General features: G+C 38.0%; 29 protein-coding genes. 4 read left to right on the forward strand and 25 right to left on the reverse strand.

All coding sequences use genetic code 11. The features are described 5' to 3' along the window. Window positions 1–82: 82 nt before the first annotated feature. The 3 genes from RGB74_RS15005 to RGB74_RS15015 all read right to left on the reverse strand — a co-directional run bounded on the left by RGB74_RS15005 (window position 83) and on the right by RGB74_RS15015 (window position 2,089). Window positions 83–1,435, reverse strand: a complete 1,353-nt coding sequence (locus tag RGB74_RS15005) for a hemolysin family protein (RefSeq protein ID WP_310762894.1) — start codon at window positions 1,433–1,435, stop codon at window positions 83–85. A 148-nt stretch (window positions 1,436–1,583) separates the two neighbouring features. Then, window positions 1,584–1,895 carry a hypothetical protein gene (locus tag RGB74_RS15010; protein WP_310760109.1) on the reverse strand — a complete coding sequence of 104 codons (312 nt, stop codon included), beginning with the start codon at window positions 1,893–1,895 and terminating at the stop codon, window positions 1,584–1,586. Between the two features lie 17 nt (window positions 1,896–1,912). After that, window positions 1,913–2,089: a DUF4083 family protein gene (locus RGB74_RS15015; protein WP_310760110.1), complete on the reverse strand. Its 177-nt coding sequence runs from the start codon at window positions 2,087–2,089 to the stop codon at window positions 1,913–1,915. 116 nt (window positions 2,090–2,205) lie between these two features. Between RGB74_RS15015 and RGB74_RS15020 the strand changes: the two genes are divergently transcribed. Together RGB74_RS15020 and RGB74_RS15025 are read left to right on the forward strand one after the other, a co-directional pair. Then, window positions 2,206–2,739, forward strand: coding sequence for a dihydrofolate reductase family protein (locus RGB74_RS15020; RefSeq protein ID WP_310760111.1), 534 nt, complete (start codon window positions 2,206–2,208; stop codon window positions 2,737–2,739). Window positions 2,740–2,816: 77 nt separating this feature from the next. After that, the gene (locus RGB74_RS15025; protein WP_310760112.1) at window positions 2,817–2,990 is read left to right on the forward strand and encodes a hypothetical protein; all 174 of its coding nucleotides are present in this window, start codon (window positions 2,817–2,819) and stop codon (window positions 2,988–2,990) included. 53 nt (window positions 2,991–3,043) lie between these two features. Here the strand turns inward: RGB74_RS15025 and RGB74_RS15030 are convergent, their stop codons facing one another. After that, entirely contained in the window at window positions 3,044–4,564 is a 1,521-nt protein-coding gene (locus RGB74_RS15030; RefSeq protein ID WP_310760113.1) for an MDR family MFS transporter, read from the reverse strand. 238 nt (window positions 4,565–4,802) lie between these two features. Here RGB74_RS15030 and RGB74_RS15035 point away from each other — a divergent pair, with 238 nt between their 5' ends. Next, entirely contained in the window at window positions 4,803–5,246 is a 444-nt protein-coding gene (locus RGB74_RS15035; protein ID WP_310760114.1) for an OsmC family protein, read from the forward strand. 136 nt (window positions 5,247–5,382) lie between these two features. Next, window positions 5,383–5,610 (forward strand): hypothetical protein, encoded by a 228-nt coding sequence (locus RGB74_RS15040; protein WP_310760115.1) that lies wholly within the window; start codon window positions 5,383–5,385, stop codon window positions 5,608–5,610. A 59-nt stretch (window positions 5,611–5,669) separates the two neighbouring features. On the opposite strand, the gene RGB74_RS15045 is transcribed toward RGB74_RS15040, so the two are convergent. The 21 genes from RGB74_RS15045 to RGB74_RS15145 form a co-directional block, all read right to left on the reverse strand. Continuing rightward, on the reverse strand, window positions 5,670–6,056 hold the full coding sequence (locus RGB74_RS15045) for a gamma-glutamylcyclotransferase family protein (protein WP_310760116.1): 387 nt from the start codon (window positions 6,054–6,056) through the stop codon (window positions 5,670–5,672). A 153-nt stretch (window positions 6,057–6,209) separates the two neighbouring features. Further along, window positions 6,210–6,530 carry a hypothetical protein gene (locus RGB74_RS15050; protein WP_310760117.1) on the reverse strand — a complete coding sequence of 107 codons (321 nt, stop codon included), beginning with the start codon at window positions 6,528–6,530 and terminating at the stop codon, window positions 6,210–6,212. A 398-nt stretch (window positions 6,531–6,928) separates the two neighbouring features. Next, window positions 6,929–7,681 carry a gamma-glutamyl-gamma-aminobutyrate hydrolase family protein gene (locus RGB74_RS15055; RefSeq protein ID WP_310760118.1) on the reverse strand — a complete coding sequence of 251 codons (753 nt, stop codon included), beginning with the start codon at window positions 7,679–7,681 and terminating at the stop codon, window positions 6,929–6,931. 167 nt (window positions 7,682–7,848) lie between these two features. Continuing rightward, window positions 7,849–8,034, reverse strand: a complete 186-nt coding sequence (locus RGB74_RS15060) for a hypothetical protein (RefSeq protein WP_310760119.1) — start codon at window positions 8,032–8,034, stop codon at window positions 7,849–7,851. Between the two features lie 487 nt (window positions 8,035–8,521). Then, window positions 8,522–9,934: a bifunctional metallophosphatase/5'-nucleotidase gene (locus RGB74_RS15065; RefSeq protein WP_310760120.1), complete on the reverse strand. Its 1,413-nt coding sequence runs from the start codon at window positions 9,932–9,934 to the stop codon at window positions 8,522–8,524. A gap of 13 nt (window positions 9,935–9,947) precedes the next feature. Beyond that, entirely contained in the window at window positions 9,948–10,340 is a 393-nt protein-coding gene (locus RGB74_RS15070) for a VOC family protein (protein WP_310760121.1), read from the reverse strand. Between the two features lie 26 nt (window positions 10,341–10,366). Further along, the gene (locus RGB74_RS15075; RefSeq protein WP_310760122.1) at window positions 10,367–10,765 is read right to left on the reverse strand and encodes a GNAT family N-acetyltransferase; all 399 of its coding nucleotides are present in this window, start codon (window positions 10,763–10,765) and stop codon (window positions 10,367–10,369) included. Between the two features lie 19 nt (window positions 10,766–10,784). Further along, window positions 10,785–11,537 carry a sugar phosphate isomerase/epimerase family protein gene (locus RGB74_RS15080; RefSeq protein WP_310760123.1) on the reverse strand — a complete coding sequence of 251 codons (753 nt, stop codon included), beginning with the start codon at window positions 11,535–11,537 and terminating at the stop codon, window positions 10,785–10,787. Between the two features lie 19 nt (window positions 11,538–11,556). Next, entirely contained in the window at window positions 11,557–11,832 is a 276-nt protein-coding gene (locus RGB74_RS15085) for a GNAT family N-acetyltransferase (RefSeq protein WP_310762895.1), read from the reverse strand. Beyond that, on the reverse strand, window positions 11,781–12,014 hold the full coding sequence (locus RGB74_RS15090; protein ID WP_310760124.1) for a hypothetical protein: 234 nt from the start codon (window positions 12,012–12,014) through the stop codon (window positions 11,781–11,783). The genes RGB74_RS15085 and RGB74_RS15090 overlap by 52 nt, the downstream gene beginning before the upstream one ends. A gap of 12 nt (window positions 12,015–12,026) precedes the next feature. Next, window positions 12,027–12,797, reverse strand: coding sequence for an alpha/beta hydrolase (locus tag RGB74_RS15095; protein WP_310760125.1), 771 nt, complete (start codon window positions 12,795–12,797; stop codon window positions 12,027–12,029). Between the two features lie 169 nt (window positions 12,798–12,966). Beyond that, window positions 12,967–13,875, reverse strand: a complete 909-nt coding sequence (locus RGB74_RS15100; RefSeq protein WP_310762896.1) for a VanW family protein — start codon at window positions 13,873–13,875, stop codon at window positions 12,967–12,969. Between the two features lie 180 nt (window positions 13,876–14,055). Continuing rightward, window positions 14,056–15,027 carry a ring-cleaving dioxygenase gene (locus RGB74_RS15105; protein ID WP_310760126.1) on the reverse strand — a complete coding sequence of 324 codons (972 nt, stop codon included), beginning with the start codon at window positions 15,025–15,027 and terminating at the stop codon, window positions 14,056–14,058. Window positions 15,028–15,105: 78 nt separating this feature from the next. Then, the gene (locus RGB74_RS15110) at window positions 15,106–15,438 is read right to left on the reverse strand and encodes a YnfA family protein (protein ID WP_310760127.1); all 333 of its coding nucleotides are present in this window, start codon (window positions 15,436–15,438) and stop codon (window positions 15,106–15,108) included. Window positions 15,439–15,596: 158 nt separating this feature from the next. Next, window positions 15,597–16,559: an L-histidine N(alpha)-methyltransferase gene (gene egtD, locus RGB74_RS15115; protein ID WP_310760128.1), complete on the reverse strand. Its 963-nt coding sequence runs from the start codon at window positions 16,557–16,559 to the stop codon at window positions 15,597–15,599. Continuing rightward, a complete protein-coding gene (egtB, locus tag RGB74_RS15120; protein ID WP_310760129.1) occupies window positions 16,556–17,830 on the reverse strand; it encodes an ergothioneine biosynthesis protein EgtB in 1,275 nt (424 codons plus the stop codon). The genes egtD and egtB overlap by 4 nt, the downstream gene beginning before the upstream one ends. A gap of 520 nt (window positions 17,831–18,350) precedes the next feature. Beyond that, complete coding sequence (locus RGB74_RS15125) at window positions 18,351–18,632, reverse strand: DUF3817 domain-containing protein (RefSeq protein ID WP_310760130.1); 282 nt, start codon at window positions 18,630–18,632, stop codon at window positions 18,351–18,353. A 212-nt stretch (window positions 18,633–18,844) separates the two neighbouring features. Further along, the gene (locus RGB74_RS15130; RefSeq protein ID WP_310760131.1) at window positions 18,845–19,486 is read right to left on the reverse strand and encodes an SCO family protein; all 642 of its coding nucleotides are present in this window, start codon (window positions 19,484–19,486) and stop codon (window positions 18,845–18,847) included. A 29-nt stretch (window positions 19,487–19,515) separates the two neighbouring features. Then, window positions 19,516–20,889 (reverse strand): PepSY-associated TM helix domain-containing protein, encoded by a 1,374-nt coding sequence (locus RGB74_RS15135; protein ID WP_310760132.1) that lies wholly within the window; start codon window positions 20,887–20,889, stop codon window positions 19,516–19,518. Between the two features lie 129 nt (window positions 20,890–21,018). Beyond that, on the reverse strand, window positions 21,019–21,651 hold the full coding sequence (locus RGB74_RS15140) for a response regulator (protein ID WP_310760133.1): 633 nt from the start codon (window positions 21,649–21,651) through the stop codon (window positions 21,019–21,021). Next, window positions 21,648–22,463 carry a sensor histidine kinase gene (locus RGB74_RS15145; protein ID WP_310760134.1) on the reverse strand — a complete coding sequence of 272 codons (816 nt, stop codon included), beginning with the start codon at window positions 22,461–22,463 and terminating at the stop codon, window positions 21,648–21,650. The genes RGB74_RS15140 and RGB74_RS15145 overlap by 4 nt, the downstream gene beginning before the upstream one ends. Between the last annotated feature and the right edge of the window lie 73 nt (window positions 22,464–22,536).

Here is a 22,536-nt window from a genome sequence, read left to right on the forward strand (position 1 = left end):
TCTCCCTTTAATACATACTTTCCCTGCTCATTTTTTCGTAAACAAAAAAGACCAGTCACAAATGACTGATCTTTACATATATTTACGCTTCTTTTTCGACTAAATTTTGTTTTGATTCTTCAGTGGATTTAGGATCTTGAGCGCCTTCTGGCTTTCTTTTTGATACTTCGATCTTTTTCACTTGATGTCCATCTAATTCGATAACTTTAAAGTCATAGCCATCAAATGAAATGACTTCCTTTTCCTGAATCTCGGAATTCTGCGACAATATCCATCCGCCAATTGTATCTAATTCACTATCATCAATTGATAATCCATAAATCTCATTTACTTCAGGAATTAATACTTTTCCGTCAAAATGCTTAACGTTCGGACTTACAGCCTGGATCATTGGCGATTCATCTTCGTCAAACTCATCTCGTATTTCACCGACAAGTTCTTCAATAATATCTTCAATCGTAACAATTCCAGCAGTTCCTCCATATTCATCAACAAGAACGGCCATATGAAATCCTTTTTTCTGAAGTTTCAACAACGTTTCTTTTATAGGTGTATTTTCAAAAACGCTTAATGTCGGTCTGATGTAATGCTCTAATGGAAATTCTTTGCCTTTTATAAGATCAAAGAATACTTCCTTCGCATTTACCATACCTAATACATTGTCTTTATCTTCACCTACGACAGGGTAACGAGTATATTTTTCTTCGCCTATTATACTAATGTTTTCTTGCAGCGTATTATCTGCATACAAACAAACCATTTCTGTACGAGGGACCATAATCTCTTTTGCAGTTCTGTCGTCAAATTCGAATACTTTTTCTACATAACTGAACTCAGATTTGTTGATTTCACCGCTTTTATAGCTTTCACTTAAAATTAAGCGAAGCTCCTCTTCCGTATGTGCCATTTCGTGTTCGGATGCAGGTTTTAAACCAAACATTCTCACTAAAAGCTGAGCACTTCCGTTTAGGAACCAAATGAAAGGAAACATCACTCTGTAGAATCCTATCAAAAATGGAGAAAGCCATAAGCTGATTGTTTCTGCTTTTTGAATAGCAACGGTTTTTGGCGCGAGTTCACCAAGTACAACATGTAAAAAAGTAATAGCTGCAAAAGCAATCGCAAATGACAACGTATGAACGAGTGTCTCATTTAAATTCAAGCTTTCAAAAAATGGACCAAGCAGCGCTTCTACCGTAGGTTCACCAAGCCAACCTAATCCTAATGCTGTAATGGTTATTCCCAATTGGCAGGCAGAAAGTGATCCATCAAGGTTATTAATAACCTTTTGCGCGGCAATCGCACGCTTGTTTCCTTCTTCAGCCAATTGATCTATCCGTGACTTTCGGATTTTAACGATCGCAAATTCTGCGGCTACAAAAAAAGCTGTTAATAGAATTAAAAGAGCTACTGCAAGTAATTTCAGTAAGGTCAAACTGTCCAAAAAGACTCCTTATACCCCAGATGCACCGGAATATAAGTTGTCACCTCCTAAGAATTTAAATTTTATCAATTTAGAAAAGTATATCATAAAATACAAGAAGTTACTGTAAATATCACTCTGCTGATATTTACCATACCATTTATTCCAAGTTTTCCTCCACTGTACCCAAATTAACATCTTGTTTAAGTACCATTTTGTTTTCTTTATCATTATAATAATAAACTTTCATTTTGTTATCTTGTTCTGACTGTCTATCCCCGCTGTAGAGACCGAAATACCCATTGCCAAGCGGAACCAGATTCTTATGGTACGTTGGTATTCCAGTCATTTGTTCATCAATGTGATCCACTGTCACATTAGCACTTCTTCCTCCTGAGAATAAAAGTATGATGGTCATGACTACTAACGTAATACGAATTCTCCTTAGTTCATCTGCCTGATATAAATGCATAAGGTGTGCCCCTTTCTCTACTTATTTCTCATATCTCTTTGATTATGCAGCACTTCATCTAATTTATGATTCAGTTTGGCAAGTTCATTCTGTTGGTATTTTTGACGTTTAATCGTGTTAGAAACAAATCGGACAAATGAAAATATAAAAAGAATGAGCAGGAAAACGAAAATAATGGGAATAAAACTTTTCATTAGACAACAACCTCCAAAAATTAGAACTTCTCTAAAATTTTACCATAAAAAGGAATGTCTACTTCGGAAATTTATTGTATGTTTAAGACAAAAGATTATTATTGAGGAGTGATTATATGCGGAAAGTGGTTTTATTTATCGCAGCAAGTCTTGATGGTTTCATTGCAAGGGAAAACGGAGAGATTGATTGGCTGATCGAATCAGAAGGCGGTGAAGGTGATAACGGGTTTAAAGAATTCTATGACAGTATTTCAACCGTAATCATGGGCAACAGCACATATAAGCATATTCTTGTGTTATCTGAACATTTTCCTTATGCCAATAAGGAAGTGTATGTATTTACATCCAAATCCCAAGAAATAAATCCACCAGAATTTCAATATTATTCTGGAAGTGCTTCAAAACTAATTAATGAGTTACGTAAGAAAGATCAACCCGGAGACATCTGGCTAGTTGGCGGAGCTAATCTTGCTGAGACTTTCTTTAAAGAAAACCTTATCGATGAATTAATTTTAACGTACATACCTGTTGTATTGGGACGAGGAATTTCATTGTTTAATGAGCATACCCCTGAAAAATCACTCAATCTGAAATCGGTTAAAACCTTCAACCAATTTGTAACACTGCATTATGATTTCCAAAATAAATAATCCAATAGTTGGAAGTTTCATTTAAGTTACCACGGTATCCTTTTATTGAAAAAAATGCGGAAAGGATGCTATCATGGATGGATTTTGTTATTGATAATAAGTGGCTCGTTGAAACGGATCTTTTTTATCAAAATGCAAATGCTAATAATTTTACCTGGTTGTGGACTTTAATATTGGCAATGGATATTGTCGTTTCCTTATCCTACACCTTATTTCCTAAAAAGAATAAATCTCATTCTAATGCCACCTAATGTTTTGAATAACACAAACGCCCGGTTTCGCTTCTACCAGGCGTTTGTGTGTTTTATTTTTGTATTTGCTTTACTGGTTTATTTGATTTCTCCACTCTTTCATTCCCCATTAGAAATACAAAAACCGCTGATATAACAATCGGTACCAGTGCATAAGTGAATACGGTTGTGATGGATTCAGACATCGCATTGATTAATCCATTTAAGACTTCACTTGGAATATGTGCCCGCTGGCTGGCTTGGAAAACTTTTTGAGGATCAAAGTTTGCTAATCCGCCGCCCGCTCCAAGCTCTTTTAAATTTTTCATTAATTCATCAGTAAATATTCTGTTCTGTATGGAACCAAAAATGGCTACACCAAGTGTCATTCCAAGAGAGCGAAGGAAGGCATTGGTTGAGTTGGCAGAACCTCTGTACCGGAATTCCATTTTGTTGATGGAAGCTGCAGGCAATAATGAGAATGAGAACCCCATCCCAAAACCTACAATTACCATGAACAACGTTAACATCGTCCGAGACGTGTCAGGCGTCATGCCGCTTAAAAGATACATGCCAGTGAAATAAGAAATAACAGAGATAATCATCAAGTTTCGGAAACTCGTTTTTGATTGAAAAATCCCTCCGATCATACTGCCTGCTACGGATCCGAGCATCATCGGTGTCAGCACGAGTCCTGCTTGTGAAGCTGATCCGCCATAAACCGCTTGAACGAAGATTGGAATAAAGACGGCCAGTATGATAAACGTACTTCCATATAAAAATCCTAGAATCTGAGAAGTCGCAAATAATCGTTTCTTAAACATCCAAAATGAAATAATCGGTTCGGACGCTTTTTGTTCAACCGCAAAGAATACGATAAAGAACACTGTGAAAATTGTAAACAGAGAAACAATCTGTGTAGAATCCCAGGCATATGTTTTTCCGCCCAGTTCAAGAGCAAACATTAAACTAACAACAGCAATAACCAGGGTGATCGCTCCCCACCAGTCGATCTTCTGTTCACGATGTTCAAGAGTTTCCTTGTAATATCGGAAAATCAAATAAAATGAAGCTATCCCAATAGGGACATTAATGTAAAATACCCAGTGCCAACTGATGGCATCCGTAATGAAAGCACCTAGTAACGGGCCAAGCACACTGGACGTTCCAAAAACCGCTCCAAGCAGTCCTGTCATCTTCCCTCTTTTTTCAGGAGGAAAGAGATCAAATACAATCGTGAACGCAATTGGCATCAATGCCCCGCCGCCTATACCTTGTATGACTCGGAATGCAATGAGCTGCTCCATGCTTTGTGCTAATCCGCAAAGTGCGGAACCTAGTAAAAACACGATTAGTCCAAAAATGAAAAACCGTTTGCGGCCATACATATCAGAAAGTTTTCCGTAAATCGGCATCCCAGCCATAACCGCAACCATGTATGAACCAGTAACCCATACAAATTTATCAAAACCGCCGAGATCTGCAACAATTGTCCCCATCGCCGTTGCGACAATCGTATTATCCATAGCTGCCATTAGAATGCCCAGAAGCAAACCAGCGACTACTAATTTCAAATTCCCTTCCCTTTGATCCATCTCTCCATCTCCTTATGTACCTGCCAAATATTACTTAATAAGCTTAAGTATACTATGGGGACTGACCCCCAACAATTTATTTCCGTCTTTAATATTCTTTTTTCTTTCTGTGTGTTTGCTCAAGATTTTATACATATTCTTATGTATTTTACCATTCGGTCTTTAAAAACGAACAGATGATATGACGAAAAGGGCTATATCCTTTACACTAGAAACATAACAAATGAGGTGAAGAAATATGGCTGAACATGTATTTCACTTAAAAGCACATTGGCCAGGCGGCAGAAATGATACGGGTGTGATTGAAACGAAAAATTTGAGAACAAAAGTGTCGATTCCGCCTGAAATGGATGGGCCAGGGATTGGAACAAACCCTGATGAAATGCTGCTGGGAGCTGCTGCAACGTGCTATATTATTACACTCGCAGCTATGATAGAGAGAAGTAAAATAGAAACAGTGGATTTAACAATGGAATCGGAAGGAATTGTGGATGTTACGAACGGAGTAATTACGTACAAAAAAATTATTCACAAACCTGTTGTCACGATCAAACATGATACTTCCCAAAAAAATATGGCTTTACTGCAAAAACTCGCTTTAAAAGCTGAAAATTCGTGTATGATTTCACGAGCATTGAAAGGAAATGTCGAAGTGGAAGCTATTCTGTCGATAAGTATTTAGCAACATTTAGCAAAAAACGCCTCTGACACCTGTACTTTCCAAATTTACTATGTTAGCATAAAAGTTAACCAAGGAAAATATTATATTATTTGGGTTCTTAACAAGTTCCCCCATAATAGAAAGGGGACGATGTATCATGAACCAACAAGATGTGAAAACCATACTTTTGAATTTGCAAAGTAAACAATATATCGAGTCTGATATTACCCACACCTTTGGAGAAAACAACACTGCTGTTTTTTCTGTAACTTACTCTAAAAACGACGAAACCTTTGATGTCATTCTAATTGAAACAGATTCTCTTGAAAAGTTTCATGATGTTGACTCTGCAGTAAATTGTATTACTAACTTGATTCATAAATAGAGATGATTCTCATTTTCATATTTAAAGAGGTTCACCAATTCTGGTGACCTCTTTTGTTTTTAGGTCCTATATTTAATCCAATCATTATCTGAAATCCGCTTAAAATGTTTCATTTTTTTATTCATTACATAAACGATGCAGTCTCTTTCACCCTGTTGAGTCTTTACCCTGCAGGTTAATTTCTCATACAAGTTATTTTGACAACCCTCTTCATACCCTTCTAGTCGATCCAACTGTTTTAATTGTTCAGTCGTTACTTTGTAAACCTCTCCTATAACAGGATTGTCTCCTTTTTCTTGAAACAAAGCTGGGTAACCGTGGCCTGTATCATACAGTTGACCTTCAAGCTTACAATTTTCTTCAATACACTCGGCTTGATGCAAATAATGTGAGTTCGCTTCATTCTTCCGAAGTGTTCCATAAACAAAAACAAGATGATCTTCCATTGTCGAGTTTCCTCCTTCTTCTTCAATTCCTTAACCCGTATATTCATTACTTTATATACCCGATGTTCATATCCTTTTTTGATAACAACGTAAATAAAAACACTTCTCAACATCCCGTTGAAAAGTGCTCCAATTGGTCTCTATGAGTCCAGTTTATTTAACGTTAATGATATGATCATTGCGTTTTCGATCCCCTCTTACCGCATCAATAAACAAAATGACTGCTGTAAGGAGGTGCATGACCATTCCCAATCCTGGAATAAATGCCACGAGAGATGTAATCATACCTACTATGCTGCCATGGAATCTTTGTTTTTGAACTAGACACACTATAAAAGTAACTAAATGAAGAAAAAACATGAACTGAAGCGGAGCCCAGCCTGATGCTATTACAATTATTCCTCCTAAAAACGGAATACCTAGAAACGCTTCAATACCACCCGATACCCACTTCAAAAGTCTCGACACACTCATGAGACAACCTCCTCAATGATTTCTACCTAATCTTACGCATGGGGAAGTAAAAAGTTTCCTTATTCTTACTAGATCTTAAGCAAGATCGATCTTTTTGTGTTTTAATCAACGATTAACAAACTAATAATGCAGATTTCCTATTAGGAAATTATCGATCACATCTAAAAAATTCATCTTGAATCAATAATAGTCCTGCTGAGAGAAAAAATAGGCTGATTTTTTTGGGCGGAATTCATGAATTAAGTCTCATTTAAAATTATTAAGTCGGTTTGAACGATAGTTAAGTCTAATCTAAAATAATTTAGTCTTTTTACAAAATTCGACACAAATCAACTCCATCCAGAACCCACTCTTTAGACCATAATAAAAACCCCCACAGAAATGGAGGCTTTTATGTATTATTTAGATTTACTTGCTTCTTTTATAAATGTCTTGATGATGTTCATCATCTTTTCGTTTTCATGGCGCAATTCTTCTGGATGCCATTGCGTTCCAAGTAAAAATGAGCCGTCTCGATCTTCTAGCTCCAGAGCTTCAATAACTTCATCTTCCGCTTTTGCGGTTACACGCAATCCTTTTCCCACGTCTCCAATCGCCTGATGATGGAAACTGTTAACGGCAACCTCGTTTTCTCCGATAATTTCGTGAAGAAGGCTGTCCTCCTCGATCTTTACTAAATGTGAAGGCTCTGTACGAGTGCTTGATAGCTGAAAGTGATTGATGCTCTCATTAAACTCACTTTTAACATCTTGAATGATGGAGCCTCCAAAACTTACATTGATCATATGATACCCTCTGCACATGCCTAAGATCGCCTTTTTTTCTTTATGTGCAACTTGTACTAGCTCCATTTCAAAATCATCCCGACGCTTGTTTACCTGTTTCACTTCAGGATGCGGTTTGTGACCATAGGTGAGAGCACTTATATCCTCTCCACCTGTAAATATAATCCCATCACAGAGATCCACATATGTGGATGCTTCCTCAGCATCTCCCATCGGAATAACAATCGGTATTCCTCCAGCTTCTCTAACGGTTTCAGCGAATTTATTATATACGACCACAGTTGGAATCGTTTGTTCTTTATTCTCAATTGTGCTCGTTTCCATAATTGTACTCGTGAGTCCAATGACTGGTTTCTTTCCCATCATTTGGTCCCTCCTTTTTAATCCTGCTTCCTCATATTTATCCTTTTAAGCAACTTTTAAAACATACAGAAATATTATTCCTCTCTAACTCAAAAAAATATCCCTTGACTTCAACTAGTATTTACCAGACAAACCTCCACATTCATAAAAAAACAAAAAAAATACCCCATTTATTGAATGGGGTTGTAATGCCTTACTGATGTATACACCAGTTCAATGTCACCATTGTCTTTAATACATTTTACTGTATAGGTTTTTTCCAAACCTTGTTCTGTATTATGAAATGTTATTCGGTCGCCTTCTGAAAAATCAAATGTACCAGTGTCCCATAATTTCTCCTCGTCTGTTTTGCTCATAAACCCATCACCCCAATTATTTTCCGAATGTCCGTTCTCTTTAATATGCAATAATTCATTTTTTCCCTTATGAAGAAAAAAGTAATCCAGAAAAACTCAAAATAAGTCTTTTGAAGCGTTTTTGGCATTTCGATATTGAGAATCCAGTATCCGGTTTCTTTATACCAGGCAAGAAAATCCGGCATAATAACAGGTCAGTTTTGTTGGTGGTTTCAATAGAAAACTTTTTCACTATCCGATTAGTCGAGAATTGATGGACACCTCTTGTGATTAGAGATTTCGAAAATAATGACGAAATGTGTATGGGTGCCTTACACACATATAGTTCTACACTTATAATAAATACCCTCTTACATATTTAATTTCGTTAATTATTATGAATTAGATTTATATTTTAACCTTTCGCATCCTTCATGTTCCGTTACTTTGTTCCTTTTGCGTCTTAATACATGAAAGAGTCCTCTATATGTTTAGAGGACTCTTTTCGTTAGAAGGCAGATTTGTTTTTAGAAGTGTTAAATTGATTCTTTAAATAGTTGATCAAAACATCTTTGATCATGATATCTTTGCCAAGTTCAATTAATTCATTACCTACTACACTTTGATAACCGCATACTTCTTCGTATAAGAAAGGAGTTCCCGTACCGATTGTATAAGTTTTACTTAAATCGATAAGTTCGCCGTTTACGAGAATATTAGAAATCTCATCATCATGGCCAACCCAGCTTACACCTGAAAATTGAATCTTGCCAAAAGGTATCCCATGCGGACGGAACCCGTTTCCATAAACCTTTTTACTCGCAATTTCATTGTTGTATGATTCTTTAATCAGCCCTGCAAGCTGCATTCCTGTTATTGTCATAACCACTGGAGTATGCATGCTTTTACAGATGTTCAGAAGTGTCCCTTTCGTCACCTCGCCCTTCTTCAAACCTTCAGCCATTCCTCCGCCATACATGATACCGACGTCTGTTTCCCAATACTCTTTCAAACTATCGGCACACATTTTTACGAGTTGCTCATGCGAGATGTCGTTATCTGTCTGATAAATAATTTCTGACAGAAATGTTTCTGCCTCACGACGTCCCTTTTCCATTACTTCAAATAAGTCAGGATCCATTTCGTCTTCTAGCGTAATCTCCGTTAAATGACCGCAATGTTCTACTACTTTTTTGTCATTAACATCTACCGTTAGTTTTAATTCACCAACATACTGTCCATAACATCCTGCTTGAGCAATAATGACATCTGAAACCACTTCTGGTTTCTTTAATACAGTATGGGAGTGTGCCCCTATGATTACATCGATTTGGCCGGACAGCAGGGGAGCAAGTTTTAAATCTGCTTCGTATCCCAAATGTGAAAGGAAAATGATGAGGTTCGCTCCATTTTCTTTTAATGAAGCAACACCAGCTTGAATAGCTGTCAACGTATCACGATTTCGAAAACCATGCTTTATTTCGTATATATCCTCAAATTGATCTGTAGCGCTAAACAAACCAATCTTTAGATGCTCGCCTTTTTCGATTATCAGTGTTTCTTTTATTCCACCGATTGTTGAACCGTCTGCTTCTTCCAGATTCAATAAAAGCCAAGGCACTTCCGAGTCCAGACTTAACTGCTTGATTTTTTCCTTTGGCAGCCGCAATAGCTCATTATTACCGACACCCATCGCTTCATACTCTGAAGCAACGAGCATTTCGAGATGAATGTAGCCTTCAGTTGCTAAACACTCATTCATGCTCATATCTAAATGGTCTCCGCCATCTACTAATAAAACGCTCTCATTTTTAGCATGAAGCTCTTTCTTTCTCTTTTTCATATAAGCAGCTTGTCTCAGCGCAAAATCATAATGTCCATGCAAATCATTTGTGTGAAGAATCGTAATCGTTTCTTTCATGTTATCCTCCATTTTAGCAGTTACAGATCATAACGATGTTTCCATCAGGATCTTCTATATTGAACCAAGCGACTTCACCATGCCATTCTATTTCACGAGTAATTTTTACGTTTTTATTTTTAATGTCGTTATACGCAGCATCAATATCAGGTGCGTATAGATTAAACATCGGACCTGATCCCGGAGCGCGATGGAAGGAAGGATCAAACGTATGATCATCGAGTGAAAGTCCCGTTTGGCCTGTAACAGGAATGTTATGAACCGGCGAATTCACAGTTTCTAAATCAATCGTTATCCCTAAAATCTTTGCATACCATTCTACAGATTTTTTCAGATCAGATACGTGGACAAAAACATTATTAATATGACTTTGAACAGGTGCAATACTCGTTACTTTTTCACTCATACAAAATTCCTCCTGAGAATAAAAATTCATTCATCGTATGTTTTTCGAAATCCGTAAAATGGTCTAAACTTCTGGGATTCGTAGAAAGTATGCGAGGTGGTCGATGCCAGCATTTCCATTCTTGTTTTTGGAAATAAGTCATGCACATGCTTTAAAAGTTTGGTCCCAATTCCATGTCCACGGTATTCTTTTGAGATCAGCATCTCGCAAATGTATGTCGTTACTGTTCCATCAGTTAAGCCTCGTACGTATCCAATTACTAACTTCTCCTTATTCATTACAACAAAAGTGATATTAGAATTTTTCCAGGCCTGATGCGTTTCCTCATTACGTTCTGCGAGCTGTGACCATCCTTCTTGCTGGCTTAACTTTTGGATATCCTGAAAATAGTTTTCTTTGTATGGCATGATCTGAAAAAATTGCATGGATCAAACTCCTAATCTGCTATAACAGTCCTTTTACGTTCTGTACTCCCTTTTCCACTTCTAAAAGGGGATTCCCTTCAAAATGCTCTTGTTCGATGACAACATATTCCACTTTTTGTTCATCTGCTAGATTTAAAAATCCTTTTATATCAAGAACTCCTTCACCCGCAATTGTGGTAGATTTCTCATCACCTTTTTGTTTCATGTCTTTAATGTGGAATGACACACACCGGTTTTTATACGCTTTCAAAAGTTCAGCTGGTTCTAATCCCGCATATTTTGCCCAATATGTATCCAACTCCATTTTTACAAGCTCAGGGTCTGTTTCTGTGAATATCAACTCAAAAGGCATCTTATTTTCTAGTGTGTAAAATTCAAAATCGTGGTTGTGGTAAGCAACCTTAATTCCAAACTCCTTGCTGCGGAATCCGGCTTCATTCAAAATATCTGCTGCACGTTTATAATCGTCCAATGATTTTCGCTGTTCTTCTGTAAGGTAAGGCATGATCATCAAGTCGTTCTCTAAAACGAGCTGGTCGTCCATTTGCCTTTTAAAGGCTTCTCCTAAAAATTGATCGAAAGGAATATGTGCACCAGCCGCGGTTAATCCTGTAGAATCTAATACTTTTTTTACTTCTTTTGCAGAAATTCCAAATAAACCAGCAAATTGTACACTGTCATATCCCATGTTCCTAACGTTCTCTAATGTGTCTAAAAAGTTTTGTTCAGCCTCTGAATGAATGGAGTATAGCTGCAGTCCGATTTTAAGCATGTTACCCTCTCCTTTTTGGTTAGATAGCTTTGTTCATATTAATTGAAGCCTGGTTATAACCCATTTTTTTATAGAGCTCTATCGCATTCAAGTTCGTTCCAAAAACATGAAGTCCAAGGTAATCGGCACCTAATTTTTTCGATTCTGCTTCAAAGAATTTCATAGCCTCTTTTGCTATCCCTTGCTTTCTGAACGTATCATGAATGTAAATATGATAAAGAAATGCCTGCTTTTCATCCTTCCTTACATGGAACCAGAGATAACCCGCAGTTTTCTCTTCTTTTTTTTTTCGAATAAATAATGTCCATCTGAATTCTCATCATCTGGCAATAAACTTTCCATTTGTTTCTTTGCTTTTTCATTTGCCTGATCGATTGTTAAAAGGTAATGCTCGGCTGTATCACGTGCATAATCCGGCAGCATAAATGCCATGTACTCCTGAAATGCAGCATGATTCATTTTTTCAAAGGTTACCAATTTCTTCAGCTCCTAATCCATCAAATAATGAATGATTTCTGGCATGCGTTCACGCCAGGAAGATTCGTGGTGCTTACCGCCTTCAATCACCTCAAAGCGAACGTCGACTCCCTTTTTCTTTAGTATTTCATAAACTTTTTCTGAAGAACGAATATAATGCTTCGAATCTACTTTGGAAGTATCTTCATCAGATCCGATATCCAAATAAAATTTCTCTGCTGCAGATAGATCGCTTCTTTCTATGAAATTTTCTATCTCGTTTTGGTTAAACCAATATGCTGTGGACAGACTGGCAATTTTACGAAAAATATGCGGATATCGGCAGGCAGCATAAGTAGAGATCAGACCGCCCATGGAGCTGCCCGCCATTAATGTTTCGTTCGGTTTAGTCCGGTATTTTTCATCAATTAAAGGTTTGAGCGTATAAAGAAGAAACTCAATATATGACTCTCCTTTTCCGCCAAAAACACCTTCGATCTGAAGAAGCTCTGGACCCACTGTCGGGTTTTCCCATGGACCATATTCATTCAGCCGCTCGAACCCCTCATGATTGCAGTCAATCCCGACAATGATGAGAGGGGTTTTCGACTCTTTAAGAAAATCTTCCAACCCCCATGAAACACCATAGCTTGCATCCTCATCACGAAATAGATTTTGACCATCATGCATATAGAGCACAGGATAACAATCTCGGCTTTCTTTATATCCTTCTGGCAAACAAACACGAATTTGCCGCTCAATATCGCCAAACTGTTCAATTAGAACCTTAAATTCTTGAATCATTTTGTTCTCCTAATCTGGTTAATTATTGGTGTATGCATATAAGCAGGTAATCCTACAAACGCACTGCCCTAATCCTACAAGAAGTATGCTTCAACTACATATTTTTCTTTAATCATTCACGATATCCTTCATTTTTTTTCAAAAACAAAACCCCGGAGCTTCTCCAGGGTTAAGGATTTGATTTATGAACATTTTTTTCTACGTGAATTTCTTTCGGCAATGTGGATGAAGCGTTAGGTACCTTACGATGTTCAACATTAATTACATCTGATGAATAAAGCAAGACAACCATACTTCCACCGTATTTTTTTGCTCTGATCAAAATGGGCTGGTTGTAGTTATTTTGAAACTGAAAATCTGGTCCGTACCAGCTTACCGTCGCATCACGCCCAGGCGGAACATAAGGAACGCGTTTGCTATGAGAATAACGCTGTACGATTCTTAATCCTGCACGATCAACAGCATTAAATAAAGTAGAAGACACCTGACAGATTCCTCCGCCGACACCTTCAGACAGCTCACCTCTTACAATGATAGGTGCCCGCATGTATCCTTTTCCTAACGTTCGATTTCCTACCACTTTATTAAATGAAAACGTCTCATTCGGAAAAACCACATGATTATCAATCGCTTTTGCTGCCAAGTCAATATTGTTTGAACGGCTTTTATTATTCGAATTAAAGTATGTAACGTATTGGCCAATTCTCTGAACTTTAATGTGAGCAATTAATTCGCTGTCTACTTTTGGGTAAACATTTAATTCTGGTATATCTGCTTTTACAGGTCCACTCCCATAAAAATAAGTATAAAAAGTCTCTTTAAATGCTTTTCGATTCAAACGGTATCCAACTTCTCCGGGAACAATTCCGCCTTGTTCATTAATCCTTGCATTAACAGGGGACTTGAAAACCTTTTGATCCAGTTTATCGATAAATAGATTGTATTTCTTCTCGTCGATCATTGGGATACCGGGAATACCAAGATCAAAACTGGCACGATTGACTTCGGCAACTTGTTCTCCTTGTTGGTTGATCGTTAAAGTGTCTGCAGTTTGAACAGGTTGTACTAAGAAAAGCATGCTCGCCAGCCAAGTAAAATTGATCACTAGTATGCCTCCAGTCCTTACAAATAAATTGTTTTTTTAAATTGTTTCAGCGCTTTTTACTTTTTCCTAATTCCCCTCTTTTTAGTCATCATTTTTTAAAGCAATTAAAAAAACGCTCGGACTTTATACTCATCCAAGCGTTTTAATCTAAAATTATGATTTTGTATCAAGCGGCTGCAATCTTGCTTCAATTTCTTCACGCTGCGGCTCTAAAAACGGCGGCAATGCGAGTGATTCCCCGAGATGCTCCAGTTCTTCGTCCGTATCAAATCCAGGACCGTCTGTCGCAAGTTCAAAAAGTATGCGATTCGGTTCCCTGAAGTAAAGTGATTTAAAATAAAAACGATCCACAAAACCAGAGTTCGGAAATCTTGAAGTTCGAACCTTTTCAATCCATTGGCGAAGCTCTTCTTCATTATCCACACGGAAAGCAACATGGTGCACTCCCCCACGTCCTAAACGCTCTTGCGGAATGTCATTTCGCTCCTCTACATGAACTTCAGCACCGCTGCCGCCTTCTCCAGTTTCAAGAACGAGAATGTCTGGCTGCCCTGCAGCTTCTGCTGAATACGTTCCTTTACTGCGAAATCCTAGTAGTTCGGTTAATACTTGTACAGTTGGTTCAGCCGCCGGAACAGTAAGCCGAACAGGTCCAAGTCCTATTATGGCAGCGTCTTCTGGAGTTGTACTCTTGCTCCAAGGCTGTCCGCCAGCAACACCTTTATTATTTTCATCGGAAACCAATATGAGACGCTGACCTTCTTTATCTCGGAAAGCTAGCGTATTACGATCCGCCCGCTCTTTGATTCCTTCTGTTTCAATGCCGTTTTCCTTGAGCCTGTCTTCCCAATAGGAAAGGGCTGCGTCGTTTTTCACGCGAAGCGAAATCGCCGAAATGCTGTTGTTGCCTTCATGATTGCGGCCTGCCATCGGAATTTCAAAAAATGTCAGTTCTGTTCCTGGATTCCCTTTTTCGTCGCCATAAAACAGATGATAGACGGAAGTATCATCCTGATTCACTGTTTTTTTGATCAGCCTAAGTCCCATGACTTCCGTATAAAACTTAAAATTTTCTGGCGCTTTTGCCGTTAGCGCTGAGACATGATGAATTCCTTTCAACTCCATGTGAACAACCTCTTTTCTTATCTTTTCCTTTATTATGTACGTTCAACTAGAAAAAACCAAAAGAAACGATTTAGTCTGTTACGTTCTCGGTGCCCATAACATAACAGAAACACCGATTATACAAATTCCAGCTCCAATCCAGTCATATAGGTCTGGTGTTTTCTTATCGACCATCCATCCCCACAATACTGCAAGCACGATAAAAACACCCCCATACGCCGCATAAACTCTCCCGAAAGATGGGAAGTTTTGAAAAGTCGGAATCACTCCATAAGCTACTAATATTAAACTTCCTGCAACACCATATGAAAATGGCTTGGATTCCCTGAGCCAAAGCCAGATCAAATACCCCCCGCCAATTTCCGCAAGACCTGCAATTACGAACAAAAAGATAGCTCCCAGCACAAACATGCACCTCTAATAAACATTTTTCCTCCATCATACTTTATGAAGAGTATCTCTACAAATACGCTTGTAAGTCCATTTGGAGCAACATTGTAAAAGATAGTCAAAAAACGAAAATAGCCTAAATAAACAAAAAGACCGAATTGCCGGTCCTTTTGCATTAATTAAACTTCTAAATAATGAATACTGAACCATTCCTTCTCGTCACACCACACGTTCCTAGGTATAAATCCGCAATTTCGTGCGATATCCTGAAACTCTTCAATCGTGAATTTATGCGAGTTTTCGGTATGAATGGTCTCTCCCTCTTTAAAAGCAATCTTTTCGTTTCCGATGGTAATCCTCTGATTCTTCAAGCTCACAAGATGCATTTCTACCCTGCCTTTTTCTTGATTATAAAAGGCATGATGCCTAAAATGCTCGAGCTTAAAATCCGCTAAAAGTTCCCGGTTAAAACGGTTCAGTAAATTCAGGTTAAATTTGTTAGTTATCCGTTTTTTATCGTTGTATGCAGCGTTCAGTAATGTGGGATCTTTTTTGAGATCAACTCCAATGAACATTCCGCCCCCTGGCTTTAGGAACTGTGCAGTTTTGCTTAGAAAAGTTATCATTTCATCTCGTTCAAAGTTTCCGATTGTTGAACCAGGAAAAAACACAACCTTTCGTTCAGATTGTAGTTGAGGCATCGTAAATTTTTCGGTGTAATCGGCAGATACTGCATGTACTTGAAGATTCGGATACTCCATCGAAAGTGCTCTAGCTGACTGGTACAAAAAGTCCTTTGAGATATCGATCGCTACATATTCCTGCAATCCATTCATGGCTCCTAAAAGTGTCCGGACTTTTTCACTGCTTCCGCTTCCGAACTCTATTAAGGCACTATTCGATCCGACCACCTTTGCCATCTCATATTTATATTCGTTTAAAATAAGCAGTTCTGTTCGTGTTGGATAATATTCATTCAGCATCGTGATTTCTTCAAACAGCTCTGAACCTCTTTTATCGTAAAAGTATTTCGGGGATACGGATTTCGCCGATTTTTTTAACCCATCCAGCACCTCACTGTACATATCCGTTTCTGTTTCGTTGCCTACATGATAATGGACGTTTTGCTTTACGGTTTTCATTCTTTGTCCTCCGCTAATCGCAAGCCGCTGAACTGCCATCTTTTATCAGCCTGAAAAAAGTTTCGGTACGTCGGGCGAATATGTGTTTCGGATGTTGCACACGATCCTCCGCGCAGCACCATCTGGTTGCACATGAATTTTGCATTGTATTCTCCGAGTGCCCCTTCTAGTGGCTTACTTCTTGGATAGGAAGTGTACGGGCTGCTCGTCCACTCCCATATGTCACCAAAAGCTTTTTTTATAAGTGATTGTGAATTCGATTCTTCTGCTGTCGGATGATAGGCTTCCCTTTCAACAAAATTACCTGATGAATCCAAATGGTTACACGCATGCTCCCATTCTGCCTCTGTCGGCAATCGTTTTCCGCTCCACCTTGCAAAAGCGTCTGCTTCATAAAAACTAACATGACAAACCGGTTCGTCTAAATCTAGTTTCTTCTCTCCGGTTAATGTAAACGTGTACCATCCATCTTCAGTCTTCCGCCAATATAAAGGATGCTTCCATTTCTCTTTTTTTACAGACGCCCACCCATCAGAAAGCCAATGTTCCGGCTGCTCATACCCGCCTGCTTCTATAAACGCGATGTATTCCCCGTTCGTAACAGGATGTGATGCTAATCTGTATGGTTCCAGATAAACCTTGTGTCTTGGACGTTCATTATCAAAAGAAAACCCTGGACCTTCAAATCCAATATGGACTAATCCTCCTTCTATATCGATAAATGAAGTTTCTGTTTTTAACGGTGATAACTTAGCAGAATTAGCTTCTGCAAACTTAGGAAGCAATGGATTACAAGAAAAGTTATATTTCACATCGGTTAAAAGCAGTTCCTGATGCTGCTGCTCATGCTGAAGACCGATTTCAATTAAATCATGAATTTCCTGTGGAGGCTGATCGTGATAGTGTTCTAATAATTGTAAAATAGCATCATTCACGTGTTTTCGGTATGCGTAGACTTCTTCCATAGAAGGTCTTGAAAGCACACCTCTGGAATGACGGGGATGATAGGAGCCGATCGTTTCGTAATACGAATTAAAAAGATAATCAAACTGAGGATTATAAGGGACATACGCTTCATCTTTTTCTTTTAAAATAAACCGTTCAAAAAACCAAGTTGTATGTGCGAGATGCCATTTAGGGGGACTCACATCAGGCATTGCCTGAATAATTGTATCTTCGCTTTGAAGTTTTGAGGCGAGATTTTCTGATAAAGATCGTATCGTCGAAAATTGTTCACTTAGCTTTCGGACAGCTACATGTTCAATCGCCATAAAGATCCTCCTTCTTTTCAGCTCAGGATTTTACTATTTGCTTCAGTAGGAATCAAACGTCCTAAAGTATGTATTCACTTTGATGTTATTGGGAATGTTTGCGCCGCTTTGATATATATATTGACTATTTTCGTCCATCATGCCAATTGCTCTTTAAAGCAACACCATTTAAAAAATATATTAAAGTATAATTAGCCGAAAAAAAGAAAATTAAAACAAACCAAACAATAACTTAATAAAAGTGGGGGATGATGACCAAATAAAAGTAAATTCGAGCAAAATTTGTTGGTATTTTGCTTGTAGGAGAGGCACTTTCCATGTGAGAAAAACACACTGAAGTGATAAAGTGTATTATCGAACAAAAATCGGGGTCTATCAAACAAAAATTAACCTCAATCAAACAAAAATTAAAATCTATCAAACAAAAAGATATACTTCTGCTTTTGATGTACACCTGGGGAATACACTCCCCCTAAAATAGGAAAAGAATGTCCGCAAACGGACATCCTCTTTTAATCTTTTAATCTTTTAAAAACTTTCTGTCAAAAATAAACGGCCCGAACGGGATAACTGATGAAACCATAGCAAGGAACGTGCGCATTAGTGGCCACTTTTTAACATTCCAAACATACAAAATCGAAAGAATGTAAAGTACGAATAACAGACCATGCAGCGAACCTACAACCGTAACCGCCAGCGGCATGTCCATGAAGTATTTCATCGGCATCGCAATTCCAAGCAGAATAAGGAATGACAATCCTTCTAGATAGCCAACCGTTTTTAGTGTTTTTATCGGGTTCATCTAAGATTACCTCCAATATTACGTATCTACTAACAGTTTTACCACAAATCAAATAGAAAGTGCCTTCAGAACCCTTACTATTGTGTGAACAAATAGAGTAGTGAAAAAGGGGACAGTCCCAGGACTGTCCCCTTACAATTTAAATATTTTTTCGTTTTTAAGGATTTCCTTAAGTCTGTTTACATCATTCCTGCTGCTATTACCAGTTCATTTCACTCTGCACTCAATTTCTTAGCATCTTTAATAATCTTTTCAAACGGTGTATCCTCGACTCCCTCATACCGGTATGTAACTTTGCCTTCTTTATTCACTAAGAAGAAAGCAGTAGCGTGCATGAACTGATCTGATTTCGGGTCTGCGATAATCGGAGTTTTAAATGAATCTTTTGCAAAATGCTCAATCTCTTTTTGTTCGTAGCCGCTAACAAAATGCCAATTTGAAAAATCAGCATCATAATTTTCACCAAATGCTGTCAAAGCTTTTGCATCATCACGCTTTGGATCAATCGAAAAAGAAACAAAATCAACATTCACGTTTTTATCTTTTGCCATCCGCTGCAGTTTAGCTACATGAGCAGTCATTGGAGGACAGACTGTTTCACAATTTGTAAAGATAAAGTCTGCAAGCCACACTTTTCCCTTTAAATTTTCAGAGCTGAAATCCTCACCATTTTGCTCTTTATAAGAAAACGACTGAACGTCCCAGTCTAATGACTGAGACGCTTCATCTTTACCGCCTTGCTGCTCGTGGCTTTCATGATTTTTATGATTTTCGTGGTTCTCATGTGCCCCCCCTCCGCATGCAGACAGCACCAACGAAAGGGACAGACATATTAGTAAAATGATTTTCTTCAAAATTACTCACCTCTATTAAATATTAAACGTTACGACAACCAAGCGTGTAACGGCTTGATCTTAGGAATCACAAATCGATCCAGCACATACACAAGAATAAACGAGATTCCTGCTAACGGCATTAAAACACCTGTAATGACCATCAGGACTAAGAAAATAGGTTTTATTTTTTTATCCGCTTTTCTCGGTGCACCTAGTTTGCCAGAAGGCTTTCTTTTTCTCCACATAATAAGTGACATGATGACAATTCCCACAAGACCAAGTGCAGCAATGGTTCCCAAAATTTGATTAGCCAAGCCAAAGTAATGACCTTCGTGCACAGCGACACCGATTGAAATCGCCTTGGCCATCCAGCCATAATCACTAAACCTTATATCTTCAACAATGTCACCGTTGTATTGATTAAAGTACACGGTTGCCTCATTTTCCGGTTTATCTCTTGAAGAAGCTACTGTAAATACGCCAGCTTCTCCAATGGGATTTGATATCGTATATGGTTTTTGTATTTTATATTTTTGTGCCAAATACTCGATTTGATCAACAGACAACGATCCATTTTCCTTTTTAGACGCAGGGACTGGGACATTTTCTGTTGCCCAAGGTATATCTTCTGCAATTTGATCGGTCGTCTTTTCTGCTTTTGGCGCTGCCCAAGCATACTCCGGATATCCGGCTTTGGCAGAAGTTGCAAGCTTATTCAAATTTTCTCCTATTACACCTGACCATGGCAAGCCTGTTAGGATTAATACTAAAATCATGAAAGACAGCCAGAAAGCAGGCACAGCATGCATATCGCGCCAAAAGATTCTTCCCTTTGTACTGAACCTTGGAATCAACACTCCCATTATCGAAGCACGTTTTCTTGGCCACCAAATATACAAACCCGTTAATAAAATAATGATCGTCCAGCAGGCAGCAAGCTCCACAAGCCTGTTAACAAAAGTGCCTCCAACAATCCACTCACTGTGAAGCTTTGTAATCGCATTCTTAAAATGCTTTTCATCCAAAATTGTTCCTGTTATTTTCCCCGAGTAAGGGTTCACATACACTTGGGTTACAAGATCATCTTTCGTTATTTTCACTAAAGTTGCTCTCGTTTTTTCTTTTGGAAGACGTATCGAAGTAACTTCTGCGTCTGGATACACTTTCTTTACTGCATCTACTTGCTGTGAAAGCGGCAGCGCATTTTCACCCTGTTGAACAACTAGTTTGTCTTTGTAAATCGTGGTTTCAATTTCACTTTGATACAGGTAAAGAGCTCCGCTGATCGCTAGCAATATTAAAAAGGGAGCAAAAATAATTCCGCCATAAAAGTGCCAGCGCCAAAAAGTTTGATACAAGCTATTCGTTTTCTTACTCGAAACTTCATCCCGTTCTGGCAGTTGTTCTGCATAGGATTGCATAAATCAAAACTCCTTTTTCTTAATCAATAAAAAGAGTATAAACAAAGATTCAAAATGTTAAATCACTCAAAAGGGTGATTAAATAATAAAAAAGTGTGTCAAATTAATGACACACCTATCCCTATTGATTTATACAATTCCATTCGTAAAAGCATAGTTTGCGAGCTGAACCCGGTTTTCTAAATGAAGTTTTCCAAGAATATTTTTCATATGCGTTTTAACCGTATTCTCAGATATCCCCAGGATATTTGATATTTCTTTATTTGAATGTCCCTTTGCCACAAGCTGAAGGACATCTTGTTCTCTTACTGAAAGTTTTTGTTCTCCTTTATCGTCTCGCTTGAACTCCTTCCAGATTCGAAATGCCATCTCTTTTGACATTGGAATTTCATCCAGCGAATAAGCTTTCAATCCATTCAGCAAATCTTCCGTGTTCAAGTTTTTCAATAAGTACCCTTGAGCACCCCGCTTTAATGCTTCAAACCAGTCTGTAATATCATAGGACACCGTCATCATTACGATTTTGATGTTAGGAAACAACTGTTTGATTTCTTTTGTCGCTTCAAAACCGTCCATCTTTGGCATTGAAATATCCATTAAAATCAGATCAGGAAGGAGTTTCTTTGTCAGTTCAATCGCTTGTATCCCATTTGTTGCCTCACCTGCAATTACAAACTCTTTTTCACCTTCAAGGATCTCTTTTATACCCTCACGCGCAAGCAGGTGATCATCGACGATCAATAACCGGATTGGCTGTTTCATGCAGGTTCCTCCTTCACAACTGATACATTTGTTTTTCCTGATTCACTCTGCATTCCTAATTCCCAGCCCATAGAAGAAACTCTGTCCTGAAGAATTTTTAAACCGAATCCATCATTATCTTTGTTTAGAACGAAACCTTTTCCATTGTCAGTTATATTGCATGTCCACCCAGAATCAGAGTGTTGTGCACTTACCCAAACTTCATTAGTTTCAGCATGCTTAACTGCATTGATAATCGCTTCTTTTATGCAAGCAGAGAGTTCAATTTTTTCCTTTACCGTCAATTCGTCATCTCTTAAATTCCAATCTCTGTGAATGGTAAAGGAATGAGTCATTTCAATTTCATCGAAAAATTGATACAAAGAGCTTGTCCAATTTATTTCTGGCACAACAGTTGAAGTACGCAGATTTTGAATAGCCTGTCTCGTATCATCATGAATGTGCTGTAATGTTTTTTTCAATTTTTTATACTGCGGATGATTTTCATTGCTGTTTAATTTATTTACCTGAACAGATAGGAAAAATAAGGACTGTGCAATACCATCATGCAGTTCTTTTGCAATTTTTTCTCTTTCTTCCAAGACTGCTTTTTCAGACCTTTCTTTTTGAAGTTCACGCTGCATTTTTTCAAGTCTTCCAAAAAGAATTTTTAGAAAGTAAAAAGTTACAATAAAAACGATTAAAGCCGATAGCCAGTTCCCTGTATCCATCGAAATATAAGGCATTAAAAATGTATGCCGTGCATATTCCCAAACTGCCACACAAAGAGTTGGCAAAAGCAGAATCAGCCATTTAATTTGTTTATATGTCATGTCAGAAGACTTCCCTTCATTTTTAAACCACTAAATAAACATATAAATCTTAACACAAAAAACCGGCTGAGCT

Origin of the sequence: Bacillus sp. NEB1478 (assembly GCF_031582965.1) — a bacterium.
Classification (GTDB): Bacteria; Bacillota; Bacilli; order Bacillales; family Fictibacillaceae; genus Fictibacillus.